The organism is Mesorhizobium sp. B3-1-7, assembly GCF_006439385.1.
Lineage (GTDB): Bacteria > Pseudomonadota > Alphaproteobacteria > Rhizobiales > Rhizobiaceae > Mesorhizobium.
In genome coordinates this window covers 79,185-99,677 of the sequence record NZ_VFTL01000017.1, presented here as the reverse complement: position 1 = coordinate 99,677, position 20,493 = coordinate 79,185, and the positions used below count along the sequence as shown (strand labels likewise).

General features: G+C 63.2%; 19 protein-coding genes and 1 other RNA gene. 11 read left to right on the top strand and 9 right to left on the bottom strand.

Annotated elements, in window-relative coordinates:
• Positions 1–110 precede the first annotated feature (110 nt).
• Both FJ417_RS15950 and metF read left to right on the top strand, forming a co-directional pair.
• On the top strand, positions 111–1,118 hold the full coding sequence (locus tag FJ417_RS15950) for a metalloregulator ArsR/SmtB family transcription factor (RefSeq protein ID WP_140784112.1): 1,008 nt from the start codon (positions 111–113) through the stop codon (positions 1,116–1,118).
• Positions 1,118–2,035, top strand: a complete 918-nt coding sequence (gene metF / locus FJ417_RS15945; RefSeq protein WP_140784111.1) for a methylenetetrahydrofolate reductase [NAD(P)H] — start codon at positions 1,118–1,120, stop codon at positions 2,033–2,035. Before FJ417_RS15950 ends, metF begins: the two co-directional genes overlap by 1 nt.
• Before the next feature lie 370 nt (positions 2,036–2,405).
• Here the strand turns inward: metF and FJ417_RS15940 are convergent, their stop codons facing one another.
• Positions 2,406–3,326: a DMT family transporter gene (locus FJ417_RS15940; protein WP_140784110.1), complete on the bottom strand. Its 921-nt coding sequence runs from the start codon at positions 3,324–3,326 to the stop codon at positions 2,406–2,408.
• A gap of 215 nt (positions 3,327–3,541) precedes the next feature.
• On the opposite strand from FJ417_RS15940, the gene FJ417_RS15935 reads away from it, so the two are divergent.
• Complete coding sequence (locus FJ417_RS15935) at positions 3,542–4,762, top strand: alanine racemase (protein WP_140657476.1); 1,221 nt, start codon at positions 3,542–3,544, stop codon at positions 4,760–4,762.
• Positions 4,763–4,945: 183 nt separating this feature from the next.
• Here FJ417_RS15935 and FJ417_RS15930 read toward each other — a convergent pair whose 3' ends face one another.
• Both FJ417_RS15930 and FJ417_RS15925 read right to left on the bottom strand, forming a co-directional pair.
• Entirely contained in the window at positions 4,946–6,124 is a 1,179-nt protein-coding gene (locus tag FJ417_RS15930) for a lytic murein transglycosylase (protein ID WP_140647572.1), read from the bottom strand.
• 183 nt (positions 6,125–6,307) lie between these two features.
• Positions 6,308–7,099 (bottom strand): GH25 family lysozyme, encoded by a 792-nt coding sequence (locus tag FJ417_RS15925; protein WP_140784109.1) that lies wholly within the window; start codon positions 7,097–7,099, stop codon positions 6,308–6,310.
• Positions 7,100–7,331: 232 nt separating this feature from the next.
• Here FJ417_RS15925 and FJ417_RS15920 point away from each other — a divergent pair, with 232 nt between their 5' ends.
• Positions 7,332–8,714: a serine hydrolase gene (locus FJ417_RS15920; RefSeq protein WP_140784108.1), complete on the top strand. Its 1,383-nt coding sequence runs from the start codon at positions 7,332–7,334 to the stop codon at positions 8,712–8,714.
• A 25-nt stretch (positions 8,715–8,739) separates the two neighbouring features.
• On the opposite strand, the gene FJ417_RS15915 is transcribed toward FJ417_RS15920, so the two are convergent.
• The 5 genes from FJ417_RS15915 to FJ417_RS15895 form a co-directional block, all read right to left on the bottom strand.
• Positions 8,740–9,048, bottom strand: coding sequence for a HigA family addiction module antitoxin (locus tag FJ417_RS15915; protein ID WP_140657469.1), 309 nt, complete (start codon positions 9,046–9,048; stop codon positions 8,740–8,742).
• An 8-nt stretch (positions 9,049–9,056) separates the two neighbouring features.
• Positions 9,057–9,353, bottom strand: a complete 297-nt coding sequence (locus tag FJ417_RS15910; RefSeq protein ID WP_140784107.1) for a type II toxin-antitoxin system RelE/ParE family toxin — start codon at positions 9,351–9,353, stop codon at positions 9,057–9,059.
• 103 nt (positions 9,354–9,456) lie between these two features.
• Entirely contained in the window at positions 9,457–10,122 is a 666-nt protein-coding gene (locus tag FJ417_RS15905) for a class I SAM-dependent methyltransferase (protein ID WP_140784106.1), read from the bottom strand.
• Positions 10,119–11,417 (bottom strand): DUF3419 family protein, encoded by a 1,299-nt coding sequence (locus FJ417_RS15900; RefSeq protein WP_140784105.1) that lies wholly within the window; start codon positions 11,415–11,417, stop codon positions 10,119–10,121. Before FJ417_RS15900 ends, FJ417_RS15905 begins: the two co-directional genes overlap by 4 nt.
• Positions 11,418–11,460: 43 nt before the next feature.
• Entirely contained in the window at positions 11,461–15,087 is a 3,627-nt protein-coding gene (locus tag FJ417_RS15895; protein WP_140784104.1) for a hydantoinase B/oxoprolinase family protein, read from the bottom strand.
• Between the two features lie 176 nt (positions 15,088–15,263).
• Here FJ417_RS15895 and FJ417_RS15890 point away from each other — a divergent pair, with 176 nt between their 5' ends.
• The 7 genes from FJ417_RS15890 to FJ417_RS15860 all read left to right on the top strand — a co-directional run bounded on the left by FJ417_RS15890 (position 15,264) and on the right by FJ417_RS15860 (position 19,233).
• Positions 15,264–15,476 (top strand): hypothetical protein, encoded by a 213-nt coding sequence (locus tag FJ417_RS15890; RefSeq protein ID WP_140784103.1) that lies wholly within the window; start codon positions 15,264–15,266, stop codon positions 15,474–15,476.
• A gap of 132 nt (positions 15,477–15,608) precedes the next feature.
• Entirely contained in the window at positions 15,609–16,328 is a 720-nt protein-coding gene (locus tag FJ417_RS15885) for a DnaJ family molecular chaperone (RefSeq protein WP_140784102.1), read from the top strand.
• On the top strand, positions 16,325–17,101 hold the full coding sequence (locus FJ417_RS15880; RefSeq protein ID WP_140784101.1) for an N-acetylmuramoyl-L-alanine amidase: 777 nt from the start codon (positions 16,325–16,327) through the stop codon (positions 17,099–17,101). The genes FJ417_RS15885 and FJ417_RS15880 overlap by 4 nt, the downstream gene beginning before the upstream one ends.
• 176 nt (positions 17,102–17,277) lie before the next feature.
• Positions 17,278–17,982, top strand: coding sequence for a transglycosylase SLT domain-containing protein (locus FJ417_RS15875; RefSeq protein WP_140784145.1), 705 nt, complete (start codon positions 17,278–17,280; stop codon positions 17,980–17,982).
• Positions 17,983–18,108: 126 nt separating this feature from the next.
• An RNA gene (gene rnpB, locus FJ417_RS15870) (RNase P RNA component class A) lies at positions 18,109–18,505 on the top strand.
• A 153-nt stretch (positions 18,506–18,658) separates the two neighbouring features.
• Complete coding sequence (locus tag FJ417_RS15865) at positions 18,659–18,943, top strand: type II toxin-antitoxin system ParD family antitoxin (RefSeq protein WP_140630896.1); 285 nt, start codon at positions 18,659–18,661, stop codon at positions 18,941–18,943.
• Positions 18,940–19,233 carry a type II toxin-antitoxin system RelE/ParE family toxin gene (locus tag FJ417_RS15860; RefSeq protein WP_140784100.1) on the top strand — a complete coding sequence of 98 codons (294 nt, stop codon included), beginning with the start codon at positions 18,940–18,942 and terminating at the stop codon, positions 19,231–19,233. Before FJ417_RS15865 ends, FJ417_RS15860 begins: the two co-directional genes overlap by 4 nt.
• Before the next feature lie 9 nt (positions 19,234–19,242).
• Here the strand turns inward: FJ417_RS15860 and FJ417_RS15855 are convergent, their stop codons facing one another.
• Positions 19,243–20,358 carry a cystathionine gamma-lyase gene (locus FJ417_RS15855; protein ID WP_140784099.1) on the bottom strand — a complete coding sequence of 372 codons (1,116 nt, stop codon included), beginning with the start codon at positions 20,356–20,358 and terminating at the stop codon, positions 19,243–19,245.
• Positions 20,359–20,493 lie beyond the last annotated feature (135 nt).

Sequence of the window (20,493 nt, the reverse complement as noted above, 5' to 3'; positions counted from 1 at the left end):
CGGCGCGAATCGCGGCTGCGCCATTTTCTTGTCCGGAAGCGACATAGCGCTTGCCAGGGTTTCAAAATCGACATAAACATATCTTTATATCTTTCAACGAGAACCCGCTCATGCATGTCTCGCTCGACACAATGGTAGATACATTGAAGGCGGCGGCCGAATCCAGCCGGCTGCGCATCCTGGTGCTGCTTTCGCGCGGCGATCTTACCGTCTCCGACCTCACGGAGATCCTTGGACAGTCGCAGCCGCGGGTCTCGCGTCATCTGAAGCTGCTGCTCGATGCCGGGCTGATCGGCCGCTACCAGGAAGGGTCCTGGGCCTTCTTCAGGCTGACCGATACGGATAATTCGCGCGATTTCGTACAGCGTCTGGTCTCGGCCATAAGAGAGGCCGATCCGCAGGTGGTGCGCGATCTCGAGCGTTTGGCGGCGGTGAAGCGCAAAAGGCAGGACCGGGCTGCCGAATATTTCTCCGAGAATGCCGCGAGTTGGGATCATATCCGCTCGCTCCATGTACCGGACCGCGCGGTGGAAGCGGCGCTCATCAAGCTTGTCGGCAAGCGGCCGTTCCAGTCGATGCTCGATCTCGGCACCGGCACCGGCCGGCTGCTCGAAATCTTCGCGCCGCTCTACCGGCGCGGCGTCGGCATCGACATGTCGCGCGAGATGCTGACCGTGGCGCGCGCCAATCTCGACAAGGCCGGCATCGCCAATGCGCAGGTGCGCCAGGGCGATATCTTCTCGCCGCCGGTCGAGCGCAACGCCTTCGACCTCGTCACCATCCACCAGGTGCTGCACTATCTCGACGATCCGGCCCGCGCGATCGCCGAAGCGGCGAGGCTGCTGCGGCCATCGGGCCGACTGATCGTCGTCGACTTCGCGCCACATGAGCTTGAATTCCTGCGCGACCAGCACGCTCACATGCGGCTCGGCTTTTCCGACCGGCAGATTTCGGAATGGTTCGGGGAGGCCGGCCTCGACCTCGAGGACAGCCAGGAATTCGAGCCGCGTGGCGGCAACGAGGCAAGGCTCACCGTCAAGCTCTGGCTCGGCCGCGACCGCCGGCTGCTGATCGCCGATCCATCCAACGATTCCTTGCCAGTGAGGGAAACAGCCTGATGAACCAGTTCCGCTTTTCCCGCCGTCCCGACATCGGCGACAAGGTCCGGGTTTCGTTCGAATTCTTTCCGCCGAAAACCGACGAGATGGAAGTGAGGCTCTGGGACACGGTCACAAGGCTGGAGCCGCTCAAGCCGAAATTCGTCTCGGTGACCTATGGCGCCGGCGGCTCGACCCGCTCGCGCACGGCGCGCACGGTCAAGCGCATCCTCAACGAGACGTCGCTGACGCCCGCGGCGCATATGACCTGCGTCGATGCCGCCCGCGATCAGGTCGACACGGTCATCCGCGAGTTCGCCGACATGGGCGTCAAACGCTTCGTGGCGCTGCGCGGCGATCCGGCGGCAGGTGTGGGGACAAGCTACCGTCCGCATCCCGACGGCTACGCCAATGGCGCCGAACTGGTCGGGGCGCTGAAGAGCGTCGGCGATTTCGACATCTCGGTCTCCGCCTATCCGGAAAAGCATCCGGAAAGCCCGGATTTCGCCACCGACATCGACATGCTGAAGCGCAAGGCCGACAATGGCGCGACGCGGGCGATCACCCAGTTCTTCTTCGACAATGACCTTTACGAGCGCTATGTCGAGCGGGCGCGGCGCGCCGGCATCTACATCCCGATCGTGCCGGGCATCCTGCCGGTGCACAATTTCACCCAGGTCGCCAATTTCTCGTCGCGCTGCGGGGCGCTGGTGCCGGCCTGGCTGGCCGAGCGTTTCGAGGGGCTGGAGAACGACCCGCAGACGCATGCGCTGGTGGCTTCGGCCGTGGCGGCCGAACAGGTGCTCGACCTTGTCGAGCGCGGCGTTGGCGATTTCCATTTCTACACGATGAACCGCGCCGATCTCGTCTTTGCCGTCTGCCACATGATCGGCATCCGCTCGCATGAGGCTGAGGCGGCCGGTTCGGCCGCGGCTTGAGCCCGGCGGAAACGGAAAAGGCCGGGTAGAACCCGGCCTTTTCGAACTGTTTGGACTATTCTCGGTGCTGGTCTTCCCGGCTTTGGCGGGTCAGGGAAGAACGCCTATGATAAGGGCACCGATGAATGCGAATGCGGCACAAATCATCAAAGCGTTGATCGGCCTCGTCAGTCCCATGTCATAGCCTCCTCTTCAGAGCTATGGCAGGAGTCTAGGGTCATTTGTGCCACAGGCAAGCGGAAAACGTGCTGCAATGCGACATGATTGTGGAATTTGCGACCTGGGATTTGCCATTAGCCGTTGAAACTCTTCGGCAAAAACCGGCTCGGGGGTTGTGAATAAATTGTGGCGGCGGTGTGGCATGACACCGCTACCATTTGCCGAACAGCCGCCCATCGATGGTGATGAGGCCGAGGCCGATCAGCGTCATGCCACCGACCTCGAACAGCGCCAGCCGCTCGCCGAGGAACAGGAAGCCGAGCAGCACCGCGCTGACCGGCACGACGAGGGTGACCAGCGAGGCATTGGTGGCGCCGGCCGAGGCGACGAGGTTGAAATAGAGGATGTAGGCGAAGGCGGTGGACAGCAGCGCCAGGCCCAGCACCGCGGCCCAGACGGGCGGCGAGGCCGAGAACAACCCCGCCGGACCATAGGCGATCAGCACGATGGGGATCATGATGATGGTCGATGCGGTCAGTTGCCCGGTGGCGATGACCGGCGAAGGCACGCCCTTGAAGCGGCGCGCGATCATCAGGGCGACGGCGTAGGAGAGCGACGCGCCGATCAATGCGAACTTGGCCCAGACCGGTCCGCCAAGCCCGGCAAGCAGGCCAGGTCCGATCATCACCGCGGTGCCGGCGACACCGAGCGCGATGCCGGCCAGCTTGTTCCAGGACAGCTTCTCGTCGGTGGTGAGCGCATTGGCCAGGATCAGCGTCCAGAACGGCGTCGTCGCATTGAGCACCGAGGCGATGCCGGCGCCGAGTTGCGTCTGGCCGGCGAAAATCAGCGAGAACGGCACGACATTGTTGGTGAGCGCCAGCAGGAAGAACAGGCCGGCATGCGGGAAGGCGAGCCGGAACGAAGGGCCGCGGACCGCCAGATAGAGCTGAAGCGCTGCCGCGGCGATAGCGACGCGGAACAGCACCAGCGCCAGCGGGTGGATTTCCGATACTGCGATGCGGGCAAAGAAGAACGAACCGCCCCAGATCGCGCCGAGCAGGAGAAGCTGCGCCCAATCCTTGAGCGCCATCGGTCCGCGCGTCGGCGCGGCGCCGGCCGTAATCGACATGTCGTGTTCCTCCCCGGAGCCAATCGCAATCTCAGCCCGTCAGACATCTCAACAACCGTTATCGGGTTCGGCGGCAAGAGCCACCCGAAACCTGACCGGTGGTTTAGCGTTGGCAAAAAGTGCGGCCGGCCGCGCGGTATGGCGAGACACAGAACTGTTTTCTTTGGCAGCTAGCTAGGATTAATTGTGCGCGCTCCAGACCTGAGGATTCGTCCATGCAGCGATTCGAAAATGCCCGTGAGGCGGCACTGGCGCTTCGTCCGGACGACCCGGTCTACTGTTTCCGCCCGCAGGTGCTGAAGGCGGATGCCTTGCAGTTCATGGGGATGTTCCCCGGCAAGACCGCTTATGCAGTGAAAACCAATGGCGAGCAGATCGTGCTGAAGACATTGGTCGAGGCCGGCGTCAGCACTTTCGACGTCGCTTCGCCGGGCGAGTTCGCCGCCGTGCGCGCGGTCTCGGCGGATGCCGAGATGCTCTACATGCATCCGGTCAAGGCGCAGTCGGATATCAAGCTGGCGCTGGAGAAATACGGCATCCGGGTGATCTCGCTCGACCATGAAGACGAGATCACCAAGCTGACGCGCGTTGTGCGGGCGCTCGATATCGATCCGGGCGCCATCACCGTCTTCGTGCGCATCCAGACCAAGGGCCATGCGGCTTACGAATTGTCGAAGAAATTCGGCGCCGGGCCGGCCAACGCGGTCGAGCTTGCCGAGCGGCTGAACCGCACCGGTTACAAGGTGGGGCTCTGCTTCCATGTCGGCAGCCAGATCGAGGATCCCGATACCTATGAGCGGGCGCTCGCCTCGGCCGACTGGGTGCGCAACCGCTTGACCTTCGACATTGCCGGGCTCGATGTGGGCGGCGGCTTCCCCGCCGAATACGGCCACGATCCCAATCGCAAGCAGGTCGAGATGCCGTCGCTCGGCCAACTGATGTCGCGGCTTGCCGGCGACCTGAAAGAGTATCAGTTCGACCAGATGCCGCTGGTGGCCGAGCCCGGCCGCGTGATCGTGGCGCGCTGCCTGTCGCTGATCGTGCGGGTGCTGTTGCGCAAGGGCAAGCGTCTCTACATCAATGATGGCATCTGGGCCTCGCTGTCGGATTCATGGACCGGCAAGATCACGCTGCCGGCGCGCTTCATTCCCGATCCGGCGATCCGCACACGCAACGGCGCGGAAAAAAACATCGTGCCGTTCAAGGTCTGCGGCGCGACCTGCGATTCCGTCGACATTCTGTCCAGGCCATTCTGGCTGCCGGAAACGGTCGACACCGGCGACTGGATCGAGATCGGCCATATCGGCGCCTATTCGCTGTCGCTCAGGACGCGTTTCAATGGGTTCTATCCCGACACTTTCGTCGAGGTGACGACGCCGTTCGACGAAGGCGACGCGCCGCAGGGCTTTGCGAGTTTGGAGACGATGGCGGATTAGTGAATGGGGAATAGTGAGTAGTAGTGAGTAGTGAGTAGTGAGTAGTGAATAGTGAGTAGTGAGTGGTAATTCGGATTGACCTCACTCATATATGGGTGATTTTCCTGCTATTCACTATTCACTATTCACTATTCACTATTCACTATTCACTATTCACTATTCACTATTCACTATTCACTATTCTCACAATTTCGCCAGTAATTCCGGCGTCGGCCAACCATCGACCGGCAACCCGAGCCGCGTCTGCTCCTTGCGGACAGCTTCGCGCGTGTTGGTGCCCAGGATGCCGTCGACCGTGCCCACGTCATATCCCTTGGCCTCGAGCTTGGTCTGCAGCGCCTTCATCTGGTCGCCGCTCAGGCCTTGCTCGGGCATACGCGGGTCGAATTGCGGCGCGCCGGCAAGGCGCGTGGCAAGCACGGCGGCCGTCAGCGCGTAGGTGAAGGACTGGTTCCATTCCAGGTAGACGTCGAAATTGTCGTAGGCCAGGAAGGCAGGCCCCTTGCGGCCCATCGGCAGCGCCAGGCCGGCTTTCAGTCCGTTGTCGACGAGCGGCGTGCCGTTCGGGTTGGTCACGCCCCATTGCGCCCATTGCGATAGCGGCAGCTTGTTGGTGCGGCCAGTCTGATCCCAGGGCATGTCGTCGGGGACGCGCACTTCCTGGATCCAGGGCTGGTCGCGCTTCCAGCCGCGCGACATGACCTTGTTGGCGGTCGTCATGATGACGTCCGGCACGCTGCCCCTGAGATCGACCTTGCCGTCGCCATCGCCATCGACGCCCTCGGCCAGATAGTCGGTCGGCAGGATCTGCGTCTGGCCGATCTCGCCGGCCCAGGCGCCCTTGACGTCAGCCGGCAGCACGCCGCGGTCGATAAGCGTCAGCAGCGGCACCAATTGCTGCCGGAAAAGCTGCGGGCGGCGGCAGTCATGCGAGAGCGTCACCAGCGCATTCAGCGTATGGAAGTCGCCCTGTACGGCGCCGAAGTCGGTCTCCAGCCCCCAGAAGGCGGCGATGATGGCCGGCTGGACGCCGAACTCCTTGTCGGCGCGGTCGAAGACCTCGGCATATTTCTTCAGATTGGCCGCGCCCTGCTTCAGGCGGTAGGCCGAAATCATGCGGTTGGAGAATTCGGTGAAAGTCTGGGTGAAGACGCCCTGGGCGCGGTCGCGCGCCAGCGCCCGCTCGTCGATGGTGGCGTCCTCCAGCGCGTCGAGGCCGACGGCGCCGACCCCGGCGGCCTTGGCTTCGGCCGCCACGCCCTGCTTCCAGGTCTCGAAATCGCCGCCGCATTCCTGCGCCGCCGCGGGCAGTGCAAGCGCGCCGACAAAGAGCGCCGCCAGGATTTCAACGCGCAATCGCATCGCTTTCCTCTCGAGACCGGCGCATGGCCCCATCGTGACCCCGGACGGGATCGGACAGGCGCATGCGAGGATTTCAAAGCCCAGGAGCCGCGCCAGGCACTCGCGTGAGTGCGCCGCTCCGGATTACCAGCGGTTGCATGTTTCGCCGCCCGCCGTGTCGAAAAGCAGGCGGGACGGCCGATGTCAACGGGTGTTCTGCCGCAGCCACTTCTTCCAGGCGGCTTCCGAGCCGTTGAAGACGTTGATGTCGGATTTGCCGGTCATGCCGGGCACGATGCCGGTTCCGGTGTACTGCCAGAAGGTGAAGGGGTGGCTGCCGTATTTCTCGCGCGGATGGCCTGCGACCGAGCGCAGCCAGTAGGGATAGCCGCGGAAGGTCGCCAACTGGTTGTCGTCGAAGAAGTCGAGCGAGGTGTAGATGATCGGCTTCTTGCCGTAATGGCGCTCGACCATTTGCAGAAAGACGGTCATTTCGCTGCGCACGGTGGCCGGATCGGGGCGCAGCCTGCAGGTCGGCGATTTCGGGTTCCATTCCATGTCGAGCACCGGCGGCATCGCCGACGGGTCCCTTGGGACATTGGCGATGAACCAGCGCGCCTGGGTTTCGGACGGCGTGCAGAAATAGAAGAAATGATAGGCCGCGCGCGGAACTCCGGCGGCCCTGGTGCGCGACCAGTGTTCGTTGAAATAGTCGTCGAAGCGGTCGCCGCCTTCCGTCGCCTTGATGAAGGCGAAGGAGATGCCGCTGGCCCTGGCTGTCGGCCAGTCGACGGAGGTCTGGTATTTGGAGACATCCGTGCCGTGGATGGCATAATTCCACGGCGCGCCGCTGTCCCATTCATGCGGCTTTGAGTCCTCGAATTTGGGCGCTCGCACGGCCACCGTCTGCGTAGACGGCGACAATGGCGAAAGATCGTCCACCGTAGAGCAAGCGCCCAGCAGCGTAAGCATCAGGATGGCCGCAAGACGGCGCATGGCATTTCCCAAGCCGGGTTCAGCCGGCCGCTGATGGGTCCTTCACTGGTGGTGGTCGCTTGCGCAAGCCCCTTCCGGATTGTCGCCCCACAAGACTATCCGGCTCCTCCGTTGATCGCCGAACATGGTTGATAATCCATTGACGGCGCTCGACAACACCGATGATTTTGCGGAAGCAATGGCGGCAAATCGATGACATAAATCGAGCCATAGACTCCAAAGGGCGGAAATGATGCGGGCTGTCGTGAAGTTCATCAAATGGCTGCTTGGCCTTGTGATCCTGGCCGTGGTCGCGCTCGTTGCCTGGCTTTATTTCGCCCCGCCGGAACTCATCCGCGTCGGTTCCGGCTATTCGGCCAAGATCGTGTGCTCGAACGTGTTCATCGCCGGCCGCGACGCCAAGCAGGTGCTGGCTGTCGACGTGCAGGCGCCGGGCCATCCGCTGCTCAAGCTGATGAAGGTCTCCGTCGACAAGGAGAGGGGGCTGGTTTCGGCCGGCCTGTTCTGGGTTCTGGGCAAGAGCGTCGCGGTCGAGCGCGACGGCGTCGGCTGCGCGTCGCTTCCCGATGGTGACACCGGCAAGGCAAGGCAGACGTCGCTGCGCGCCGCGGCCTCCACGCCGGCGCAGCCGGACGCGCTTTGGCCCGATGGCGAGCGCGTGGACGCTTCCCAGAATCCGGACGTGGCGAAGATCGTCGACGATGCCGCCATGGCCGGCACGGGTATGCGAGCGATCGTTGTGGTGAAAAACGGGCGCGTCATCGCCGAGCGTTATGGCGAGGGCTTTTCGGCCAAGACGCCGCTGCTCGGCTGGTCGATGACCAAGACGGTGAATGCCGCGATCGTCGGCACGCTGGTCAAGGACGGCAAGATGGCTGTCGACAAGAACGGCCTGTTCGCGCCGTGGAAGGCCGATGGGCGCGCCGCCATCAGCCTTGCCGACATGATGGCGATGTCGAGCGGGCTCGAATTCAACGAGGATTATGGCGACGTCGCCGACGTGACGCGCATGCTCTATCTCGAGCCGGACATGGCAGGCTTCGCCGAGGCCAAGCCGCTGAGCGGCGAGGTCGGCAAGGTGTTTTCCTATTCGAGCGGCACCGCGGTGATGCTGTCGCGCCTGTGGCAGGACGCGGTCGGCGACAAGGCCAAGGCGCTGGCCTGGCCGCGCACGGCGCTGTTCGAGCCGCTCGGCATGCACAGCGCGGTGCTCGAGACCGACGAGCAGGGGACTTTCGTCGGCTCGTCCTATCTCTACGCCACGGCGCATGACTGGGCACGCTTCGGCCAGTTCCTGCTGCAAGGGGGCGTCTGGAACGGAAACCAGATCCTGCCTGCCGGTTTCGTCGACTGGATGCGCGAGCCCGCGCCGGCTTCAAAGGTGTACGGCAAAGGCCAGGTTTGGATCGAAGGCCCGGGCGATGAGGAAAATCCCGGCGCAGGCGTCGCTGCAGGCCTGCCCAAGGACACCTATTGGATGGAGGGCCATGACGGCCAGACGGTGGCGATCATTCCGTCGGAGCAGTTGGTGGTGGTGCGGCTTGGATTGACGCCGGCCAAGTTCGGTTATCGTCCACAAGCGATGGTTGGGGCGCTCGCAAAAGCGCTCCATTAGAGGCGTGGCGGTCAATCGCCGGCCTCTATGCGGCGGTCGGCAAAGGTTTGGCGCGATCCACGCGCGCCCGCTCGTCAGGCGAGTTCATGACTTGCCAAAGATCGCTGCGGCGCTGGACGTTCAGCCAGAAATCCGGGCTGTTGCCGAACACCCGCGCCAAAATGAGCGCGGTCGCTGCGGTAATGCTGCGGCGATCGTTGCACAATTCGTTCACATGCTTGCGCGGGACTCCCATCGCCTCGGCCAAAGCGGCCTGCGTCAGGCCGAGCGGCTGCATGAATTCTTCCGTGAGGATTTCCCCAACCGTTGCGGGCTTGCGTGCGGTCATCAACATGTCTCACCTCACTTATAGCTGTGGTCGTCCAAGTAGATGTCCGACGCCTCACCCCGGCCGCCATCCCAGCGGAAAACCAACCGCCATTGCTTGTTGACCCGTATGGAATGAAAGCCTTCGAGATTGCCGCGCAGCTTTTCGAAGTGGTTGCTGGGCGGCACTCGCAAATCCTGGTCGGTAGCAGCGTCGTCGATCATCTGGAGCTTGCGAAACAAGCGGCTTTCGAGATCGGACGGAATGTTGCGGGAGTGGGTATCATCCACGAAGAAGGCTCGCAGCCATCCATCTCTAAATCCAACGATCATCACATGTTTCCAAGCAGGGTCAGTGTACCACTCCTTGGGTCATGGGTGCAATTGTTCAGTTAATTGCGTTCGATACAGCCACAGGCGCCTCAAATTGCGAAATTCAGTGGGCGATCTTGATCACCGCCAGCCAGGCATAGCCGCGATAAAGCGTTCTGAAACGGAAGGTTGCGCCGGTGCGCTCGGATTCCGATTCAAGCACGTCGCGCAGCGAGGCGCGCGGCGTGACATGGAATTTCCGCAGCCAGCCGCGCAGCAACGCGCTGAACCAGCGTGGCAGGCCTTCCTGCTGGCCGAAATCGACGACATGGAGCGAGCCGCCGGGCGCAAGCGCGGCGAGGGGAGCCGATACGGTATTCTCCCAGCGGGGGATCATCGACAGCGAATAGGAGACGAAGACCCGGTCGAAATGCTCGATGCCGAAAAGAGCCTTGGCGTCGAAATCGGTGGCGTCGCCGCGTGCGAGGTTGACCTTGTCCGTGAGACCTTCGCGAGCGACGGTCGCGTTCGCCGTCTCCAGCATCTCGGTCGAGATATCCAAACCGAAGAAGCGGGCGTCCGGGTAGCGGCGGGCGGCGAGCACGATGTTGCGGCCGGTGCCGCAGCCGAGCTCCAGCACGGTGCCGCCTTGCGGCACGTCCAGCCCGTCGATCAGCCGGTCGCGGCCGAGCAGGTAGTATTTGCGGGTCAGGTCGTAGATGTGGCGCTGCCAGCGGTAGACGCCGTCCATCAGTTCGGCATGGCTGGCAGGCAGCTCCGTCGTGCTCATGCGGCGCGCTTCACGTAGAGGTGGAAGCCGCCATAGATCGCCGAGCGGTCCTTTGCGGAGAATTCGCGCGAGGCATCGCCCTCGTAGGTCCACTGGTCGAGAAGCGAACTGGAGACGCGGCCGGGCAGCAGGCTGGGCTCGGCCGCGGTGCGGAAGATGACGCGGGCGCCGGCCGAAGCCGTGCGGGTGATCTCGGTCCACAGTGCGTTGAGCAGGTCGTCGGTCATCCAGTCCTGCGCGTCGAGCAGCACGAAGCGGTCGACGCTGCCGGCGTCCTTGGCACCCAGGAACTTGATCAGGTTGGCGTGGTGGATGACGACGCGGTCGATGTTGTCGCGGATCGTCTTGTAGTTGCTCTGTTCCAGATAGGCAGGCAGCGCCGCCTCGCCGGGTTGCGGATAACGTCGGGCAAAGGCCTGCCAGGCAAAATAGTTGTTCTTGAGCGGGAAGTCGCAGGCGAGCTTTTCCAGGCGCGCCTTGAGCACGCTCGCCATCGAACCGTCGCCAGACGTGATCAGCGAATCGTACTGGGCCGGCGGGATGCCGAGGCCGAACAGCGAGGCTTTCCGCGACGTCGCCCAGCGCAACAGCTTCTTGTCGAAAACGGGCGCCAGCTCCTCGTTGAAGAAACGGCGCTGCTCGCCGATGTTCTCGGCCTTCATGATGCCGGCCGGGTCGACACCGAACAGCTTGCCGACGCGATGGCCCATGGCGATGAAGAGGCCTAGCAGGCCGGTCTGGTAGAAGTTGCGGTCGAAGACCGAGATGCGGCGGCGACCGCGCCAGCTGCGGCGCTCCCAGTAGTGGCGGCTGACCGCATCGAGATGCGGCGCGATGAAGCGATCATAGGCGTCGGAATTGTGGCTGGTGCCGGCGGCGCCGAAGAAGCGGAAGAGATCGCCCTGCGACGGCAGGTGGCGCACCGCTTCCAGCTTCATGCGGTTTAGCGCGATGTGCGCGGCATTGAGATCGACGGCATCGATCCTGGCCGGCGAGCGGGTCAGGTAGGCCAGAATGTTGCAGCCGCCCGAGGCGATTGTGACGATGCGGTGGCCCGCGCCGAGCTGCATGGCCTCCATGTCGACATCCGGGTCTTCCCAGATCTGCGGATAGACGAGGCCGGAGAACAGAAAGGCGAACAACCGCTCGGAAATGCCGTCCTTCGACAATGCCCGGTTCTGGTAGACCGCCTTTCCGACTTCCTTGCCTCGACGATAAACGAGTTCTCCGGATACGTCCGACATGGAAAGGTGATTCCCCGTTTGCGTTGGCGCAAGCGGGTAGCGCAGCGGCATGACAGGCAGGTGACAGCCTGTTGACGGCAAGCTGACGTTGATTTCACGCTTTTCCGAATGCTCCCGGCGTCGGCGTGGTGACGATGACGGTCTCGCCGGCATCGAGCGTGGTTTGGTCGCAGGCCTTCAAGATGTCGACCGATCCGTCATTGCGCCTGACCTTGGTCGAGCCCGCCTCGCCATCGCCGCCGCCGTCGAGGCCCTGGGGCGGCCGGTTGCGGTGCGAGGACAGGATCGCGCATTCCATCTTTTCGAGGAAGCGGATGGTGCGCCTGGTGCCGTCGCCGGCGTTCCACTTGCCCTTGCCGCCGGAGCCCTCGCGGATGTGGAAGTCCTCCAATACCACGGGGAAGCGAAGTTCGAGCACCTCGGGGTCGGTGAGGCGCGAATTGGTCATGTGGGTATGGACACCGGACGTGCCGGCAAAGCCGCGTCCCGAATTCATCCGGCCGGCCGGCGAGCCGGAGCAGATCGTCTCGTAATACTGGTATTTCTTATTGCCGAAGGTGAGGTTGTTCATCGTGCCTTGCGCGTTGGCAATCGCACCCATCGCGCCGAACAGCGCATTGGTGACGTGCTGCGAGGTCTCGACATTGCCGGCGACAACGGCGGCCGGGTAGGCGGGCTTCAGCATCGAGCCTTCGGGGATGACGATGTTGATCGGCCTCAGGCACCCGGCATTCATCGGGATCATGTCCTCGACCATGACGCGGAAGGCGTAGAGCACGGCGGCGCGGGCGACGGGCTCCGGCGCGTTGAAGTTGTTCTTCATCACCGGCGACGTGCCGGTGAAATCGACGGTCGCCTCGCGTTTTTGCCGGTCGACGGTGATCTTCACCCTGATCACCTGGCCGGTGTCGGTGGGGTATTCGTACGCCGCGCTGTCGGGGAGCCGCTCGATCACGCGGCGCACGCTCTCGGCGGCATTGTCCTGGACATGGCCCATATAGGCCTCGACGACGTCGAGCCCGAAATGCGCGACCATCTTGCGCAGCTCCGCCACGCCTTTTTCGTTGGCGGCGATCTGTGCCTTCAGGTCGGCGATGTTCTGGGCCGGATTGCGCGCGGGGTAGGGGTGGTCGGTCAGCAGCGTCTCCAGCTCCGTCTCGCGGAAGCGGCCGCGGTCGACGATGCGGAAATTGTCGAACAGCACGCCTTCCTCATCGACCGTAGTCGCAAGCGGCGTCATCGAGCCGGGCGCGGTGCCGCCGACATCGGCGTGATGGCCGCGCGAGGCAGCCCAGAACAGGATCTCCTTGCGCGCATCGTCGAAGACAGGCGTCACCACGGTGATGTCGGGCAAATGCGTTCCGCCATTATAGGGCGCGTTGAGGGCGAAGACGTCGCCGGGATGGATGTCGGCCGAATTCAGGCGGATGACGGTTTCGACCGAGCGGTCCATGGAGCCCAGATGCACCGGCATGTGCGGCGCATTGGCGACCAGTGCGCCATGGCGGTCGAACACGGCGCAGGAAAAATCGAGCCGTTCCTTGATGTTGACGGAATAGGCGGTGTTCTGCAGCGTCACGCCCATCTGCTCGGCGATCGACATGAAGAGGTTGTTGAAGACCTCAAGCATCACCGGATCGGCCTCGGTTCCGAGTGCGGCCTGCCGTCGTTTCTTGCTCGTTCGGCGCAGGAGAATATGGTCCTTTGCGGTGATCTCGGCCTGCCAGCCCGGTTCGACAACAACGGTCTGGTTGGGTTCGATGATCAGGGCTGGGCCGGCAACCTTGTTGCCCTGCCTAAGGGCTTCGCGACGAAAGACGCCGGCCTCGCGCCATTCGCCTTCGGCGAATATTTTCCGCTTCTCGGAAGGAACAACGGCAAGATCCTGCAACTCCGCTTCGGTTTCCGCGCGGCCCGCGCCGCCGGCATCGCTGCCCTCCACCCCTACAGCCTCGATAATCATCGGCTTGTTTTCATAGACGAACCCGAACTGCGCCTTGTGCGCGGCCTCGAAATCGTCCTTCGCCCGCAGGATCGAGCCGTGCTCGAAATTCACCGGCAGAGCCGTGTCGGTGCCATCGTAGCGGATCTGGAGGATTGGCCTGGCGGTAATCCCGCTCTCGGCGATGCCCTGAGACACAAGTTCGGCGACCACAACTCCGCGCAGGGCGCCTATGAGATTTTCGATCGCCGGCCTGGATGCGTCCGCGAGCGGCTCCAGCAGCGCCTGCTGGCGCGAGGCGAAGACCGACGAGAGGCCGATGCCATAAGCGGAAAGCAGCCCCGAGAAGGGGTGGATGAGCACGGCTTCCATGCCGAGCGCATCGGCAACCAGGCAAGCATGCTGACCGCCGGCGCCGCCGAAGCAGTTGAGGAGATACTCGGTGACGTCGTAGCCGCGCTGCACCGAGATCTTCTTGATGGCGTTGGCCATGTTCTCGACGGCGATAGTGACGAAACCTTCGGCCACCGCCTCAGGCGTCCGGCCGTCGCCGATTTCGGCGGCAAGTGCGGCGAATTTTTCGCCAACCGTGCCGACATCGAGCGGCTGGTCCTGGCCCGCGCCAAAGATCGCCGGGAAGAAATCGGGCTGCAATTTGCCGAGCATGACGTTGGCGTCGGTGACGGCAAGCGGACCGCCGCGCCGATAGGCGGCGGGGCCGGGATTGGCGCCGGCGGAATCCGGACCGACGCGGAAGCGACCCGCTTCATAGTGCAGGATCGAGCCGCCTCCGGCGGCGACGGTGTGGATGCGCATCATCGGCGCGCGGATGCGCACGCCGGCGACCTCGGTGTCGAAGGCGCGTTCGTATTCGCCGTCATAATGTGCGACGTCGGTCGAAGTGCCGCCCATGTCGAAGCCGATGACCTTTTCGAAGCCGGCGAGCTTCGCCGTCTCGACCATGCCGACGACCCCGCCGGCCGGTCCCGAAAGCAGCGCGTCCTTGCCCTGGAACAGGTCGGCGGCGGTAAGACCGCCCGACGACATCATGAACATCAGGCGCGGTCCGGCGCCAAGTTCGCCGGCTACCCGCTGCACATAGCGCGACAGGATCGGCGACAGATAGGCGTCGACCACGGTGGTGTCGCCGCGGCCGACCAGCTTGATGAGCGGCGAGACCTCATGAGAGACCGAAATCTGGCTGAAGCCGATCTTGCGGCAAACCTTGGCCACGGCCTTTTCGTGATCCGGATATTTCCAGGCATGCATGAAGACGATGGCGACCGCGTCGATGCCGTCGGCCTTGGCCTGTTCGATCGCCGGGCGGCAGGCCGCGATGTCGAGCAGGCGCTCGACGCAGCCGTCGGCGCGCACGCGCTCGTCGATCTCGATGACGCGCTCGTAAAGCTGCTCCGGCAGGATGATCTCCTTGGCGAAGATGTCCGGCCGCGCCTGGTAAGCGATGCGCAAGGCGTCGCGAAAACCCTTGCTGATGAGCAGCAGGACGCGGTCGCCCTTGCGCTCGAGCAGTGCATTGGTGGCAACGGTCGTGCCCATTTTGACGTCGCCGATCGCGTCTGCGGAAATGGCGGCGCCGGTTTTCAACCCCAACAGGTCGCGGATGCCCTGGATGGCGGCGTCCGCATAGGCCTCGGGATTTTCGGACAGGAGTTTTCGGGGATGCAGCCGGCCTTGCGGGTCACGGCCGATGACGTCGGTGAAGGTGCCACCGCGGTCGATCCAGAAGTCCCATTTCCCAGTCCCCACGGCTGCCGGCATTTTGCTTATCCATCATGTCTTCGAGCGTATGTTCTGTTAGTTCGGGATTTCGGCGCCAGCAATCGCAAGTTGATGTTACACATGGAAATGCAACGTTACGAAACCGGCGGGCCTGCTGATGCATTTCTCTTGCGACCGCTCACCGAAATGTGAGCGTCTGTTGAAGGAGAGATATCATGAAGAAGCTCATTCTGGCGTCTGTTTCGGCGCTCGCCCTGCTGGGGGTCGCGGCTTGCAGCGACAGTGGCACCGGCACCGACAATACCACCACGCAAAGCACCAATCCGCCGGCCAACGAGCAGCCCATGAAGCCGGCTGCGCCCGACGCTTCGAAGCCCGCTGAACCGGCTCCGGCAACAAATCCGGCTCCTGCCGCGCCTGCGCAGTAAGAGCCTGACAGACAATATCGAGGGAGGCCGGCCGCGCCGGCCTTCCCTTTTCGCTCTCGATCCCGCGCAGCGGATCGCCTGCGGCATCGTCCAGGCTTGATAGAACCGCCCGGTTCGCACTATGAAGCCGGCATGTCGATTTGGGACCGTCTTGGCGACTTCATCGCTCGTGTTTCGTCGTCGGCGTCCTCGGGCGTCGCGGATGTCGTGGAAGCCGTGCGCACCGTGTTTTCGGGCGATCCGGACTTGCGCCGGCGCGTGGCCTTCTCCGTGGCCATGATCGCGCTCTCGGCCAAGATGGCCAAGGCCGACGGCATCGTCACGCAGGATGAGGTTCGCGCCTTCCAGGAAATCTTCGAAGTGCCGCCGAGCGAGACACGCAACGTGGCGCGGCTTTACAACATCGCCAAGCAGGACGTCGCCGGCTTCGAGATCTATGCCCAGCGCATGGCGCAGCTCTGCGGGTCCGGCCATGCCAACTGCATGATGCTGGAAGATATCCTCGACGGCCTGTTCCATATCGCCAAGGCGGATGGCCTGATTCATGAGCATGAGGGCCAGTTCCTGCATCGGATAGCCGAGATCTTCCGGATCGACGAGGTGCATTACGAAGCGATCCTATCGCGGCACGTCGATCTCGGCGCCGCAGACCCCTATGTCGTTCTGGGCATCGAGCGCGGCAAGCCTTTCGAGGAGATCAGGAAACGCTACCGCAAGCTCATCTCGGACAATCATCCCGACAGGCTGATCGCACGCGGCTTGCCGCAGGAATTCATCAAGATCGCCACGACCAGGGTCGCGGCGATCAACGCCGCCTATGAGATGATCGAGCGGGGCCTCAGACACGTATGAGCGGGTTCCTGCCCGACCAGCCAGGCGCCGAGGTCCGGGTGTCGCCGAATTTCGGTCCACGCTGCGAGACGCTTCGACCGGACATGATCGTGCTGCATTATACCGGCATGGCAAGCGGGGCCGGCGCCGAGGCGTGGCTATGCGATCCGGCGAGCGAAGTGTCTTCGCATTATCTCGTTCATGAGGACGGCCGCATCGTCCAGATGGTACGCGAGAGCGACCGGGCGTGGCATGCCGGCAAGAGTTCCTGGCTCGGGCGTACCGACATCAACTCCTGTTCGGTCGGCATCGAGATCGTCAACCCCGGGCATTCGCTGGGCTACAAGGCTTTTCCGAAGCGACAGATCGATGCCGTGGTCGAGTTGAGCGCGGGCATCGTGGGCCGTTATTCGATCCCCGCGGCAAGGGTGCTCGCGCATTCGGACGTGGCCCCGGGCCGCAAGGTCGACCCTGGCGAAAAATTTCCGTGGAAGGCGCTGTTCGTGGCGGGCGTCGGCCACCTCGTGCCGGCGGCGCCTATAAAGCCCGGCGCCGCACTCAAGGCCGGCGATACCGGCGCCGATGTCGAGGCGCTGCAGTCGATGCTGGCGCTCTATGGCTATGGCGTCGAGATGTCGGGTATCTACGACAAGCGGACGGAAATCGTGGTAGCGGCCTTCCAGCGACATTTCCGGCGGCGGCTGGTGGATGGTGCAGCGGACAATTCGACGCTCCGCACGCTGGAAAGGCTCCTCGCTTCCGTAAAGGCAGCCCCCGCCAAGGGGTCGCGATAAGTTCCTTAAATTACAATCTGTCATTTAAAGTGAATTGCGTCGCCTTCATTGCCGCCAATTCCGCCTTCAAATGCCTCTCCCGCAAGTCGTTGGGCATCTATCCCCCCGGATGATCCGATGTTGAATTGGCACAACTGCGCGAAATTCTTCGCGCGGTTCTAACAGAACAGGACTACATGCAAAAATTGACCGTTGTAGCGGCAGCTGTTGCTGCCGGAGTGATAAGTTTTGCCTTCAATCCGGCAAGCAGCGCCCCTCTAAGCCTTCGGGCGGATAATGGCCTTGCCGCTGCCCCCGTAACGACTAAGGCTGTACCGGGCAGCAAAACGCCAAAGATCAAGAGAGCCCCGGCAAAGGTGCAGAAAGCCGCCGCGACCAGGGCGGGGAAATCGACGGCTAAGCGTGCCAAACGCGGCAGAAAGGCGATCGATCTCACCACGACCGCTTCTATCAACACCGGCAAGATCGCACCGGCGGCGCCCGCCGCGGCCGGCGGGGGCCAATATTCGGCGATCGTTGCCCGCTATGCCGCAAGCTACGGCGTGCCGGTGTCGCTGGCCAAAGCCGTCATCAAGATCGAAAGCAACTACAGGCCGAGCATGGTCGGCAGCGCCGGCGAGATCGGCCTCATGCAGATCAAGCCGGCCACGGCGCGCATGATGGGTTATACCGGTTCGACCAAGGGACTGTTCGATCCCGACACCAACATCAAATTCGGCATGAAGTATCTTGCGATGGCGCAGGGTCTCGGCGGCGGCACTACCTGCGGCACAATCCTGAAATACAATGCCGGTCACGGCGCCAGGCGGATGAATCCGGTTTCGGCCGCTTATTGCAGCAAGGTGAAGGTGCAGATGGCGGCGCTTGGTTCGCCGGCTTAAGCCGGCCCACCGAAATGGATTTGGGCAATGCGTGTCGGCTTCATGCACGTCGTTGTCCCAAATCGCCGCGCATCCGGGCGCTTTTTCGTTTGCGTTTTCGGGCGGGAATCCCTTTATACGCGCTTGCCAGCTGGCCGGGCGGCCGCACCCGCGAGAACCGAAAGGTTGCGGGTGAGGAAAGTCCGGGCTCCATGGAGACACGGTGCCGGCTAACGGCCGGCGGGGGCGACCCCAGGGAAAGTGCCACAGAAAGCAAACCGCCACGGCATTTGCCGGGGCAAGGGTGAAAGGGTGGGGTAAGAGCCCACCGCGCGACTGGCGACAGGAGCGGCAGGGCAAACCCCACCGGGAGCAAAACCGAATAGGGGCGGTGCGAGGGGAAACCTTCGAGGGCTGTTTCCGGCCCACCGTCCGGGTAGGTTGCGTGAGGCGCATGGCAACATGCGCCCAAGATGAATGGCCGCCACGTTCTCGCCGCAAGGCGAGGGCCATACAGAACCCGGCTTACAGGCCAGCTGGCATTTTTCAAATCGCGGTAGCGGCACGAAATCAGAAGGTTACGCCGGAAGGCGTGCCTTTTGATTCAAGGTGAGGCGCAATCGCCCTGAACGCGATGACCTGTTCCTTGAAGTTGGTGCGATTAAATCGTACCATAAAGGGAGAGCAGGAGCGCATCATGGGCCAGGTCGATAAACGCAGCATCACACTTTCGCCGGAGCTGGCAGCTGCGGTTGACGATGTGGTCGCGGCCGGCGAATACGCCTCGGCCAGCGAAGTGATCCGCGATGCGCTCAGGCAATGGAAGGAGCGGCGCGATCTGCTCGGCTACAGTGTCGAAGAGCTGCGGAAACTGGTGCAGGAGGGGATCGACAGCGGGCCGGCCCTCGACGGTCCGTCGGTCATCGAACGAGCGCGTGCCAAATATCGCAAGATGGCTGAAGCGAAAGGCTTCGAAGAGTGAGATATCGGCTGCTTCCTCAAGCGGCGGTCGATCTCGAAGACATCGGCGACTACATCGCCAGCCATAGTCCCAATGCCGCGGTCCGGTTCGTAGACGCCATGGAGAGGAGGTGGAGCTTGCTCGGCCCGCATCCTTTTTCAGGTGCTCCACGCGACGATATCGCGCCCGGTATCCGCCATCTGGTGGTTGGCGAATACCTTACCTTGTACCGGGTCGATCACGATGCGATCGAGATTGTCCGCGTATTACACGGTCGACGCAAGATCGACGCGGATGATGTGAACCCGTGACAGATCTGCTCAGCTTGCAATCTTGTCCAGGGACGCCTCGATCGCCTGCCACAGTTCCTCGACCGGCTCGCAGCCGATCGCCAGGCGAACGAAGCCGGGCGGCACGGCATCGCCGCGTTTCGAGCGCCGCTCCGCCGATGTGTGCACGCCGCCGAAGGACGTTGCCGCTTCGATAAGCCGACAGCCGTCGATGAACGCCTCGGCCTGTTCTTCGGAGGCGATTTCAAAGGAAATCAGGAAGCCGAAGCGCTCCATCTGGGCGCGCGCCAGATTGTGCGAGGCATCGCATTCGAGTCCCGGAAAGCGCAGGCCGCTGACGGCGCGATGGTCCTTCAGGCGGCGCGCGATCGTTTCGGCCGACGAGCACATGCGGTCGAAACGCACTTCCAGCGTTTCGAGGCCGCGATGCACGAGCCAGGCCTCGAACGGACCGGGGATGCCGCCGGCCGTCTCGCGCCAATCCTTCACCCTGGCGACAATGTCCGGATCGCGGCTGGCGACATGGCCGAAGAGCACGTCGGAATGGCCATTGATCGCCTTGGTGTCGGCAGAGACCACGATGTCGGCGCCAAGATCAAGCGGGCGCTGGCCGAAGGGCGTCATCGTCGTGTTGTCGACGATCAAGGTCCCCCCTTGCAGATGGACGGCCTTGGCGACCGCGGTGATGTCGCAAATGTCCAGTCGCGGGTTCGACGGACTTTCGACGAAGACCGCCCGGTAGCCGGCGAAGCCGCCATCGAGCATGCTTGCCGTGGGCCTCACGTCATAGGCGACGCCGAGCGCTTTCAGGAAACGCTCGGCCAGCGCGCGCGTCGTGTGATAGCCGTCCGACGGCAAGAGGATGCGGTCGCCTGATTTGACGAGCGCGAAGAAAGCCGCGGAAATCGCGGCCATTCCCGACGGGAAGGCAACGCATTGCGCATCTTCCAGATGGCCAAGCGCATGCTCGACCGCATGCCAGGTCGGGTTGCTGAAGCGGCCGTATTGATCGAAGCCCGTCGCGTCGCCCGGCGCGTGGAAGATCGAAGCCATGGTTAGCGGCAAGGGGATGGGATCGCCCTTGGCGAAATCGGCGCTGCGCAGATGGGCAAGTGTCGCGGCGCGTGACTTCGCAGTGTCGGACATCAGTTGGATCCTTGGTTGGGGCAGAAAACCTCAACCGACGCTATGCGCGCCGGCTGTGCGCATCAAGCCGCGTCTTTTTGGGCCAGAGGGCTCTAAACGCTTCGTTAGGCTTAATAGACGATAAAGACGAGACGT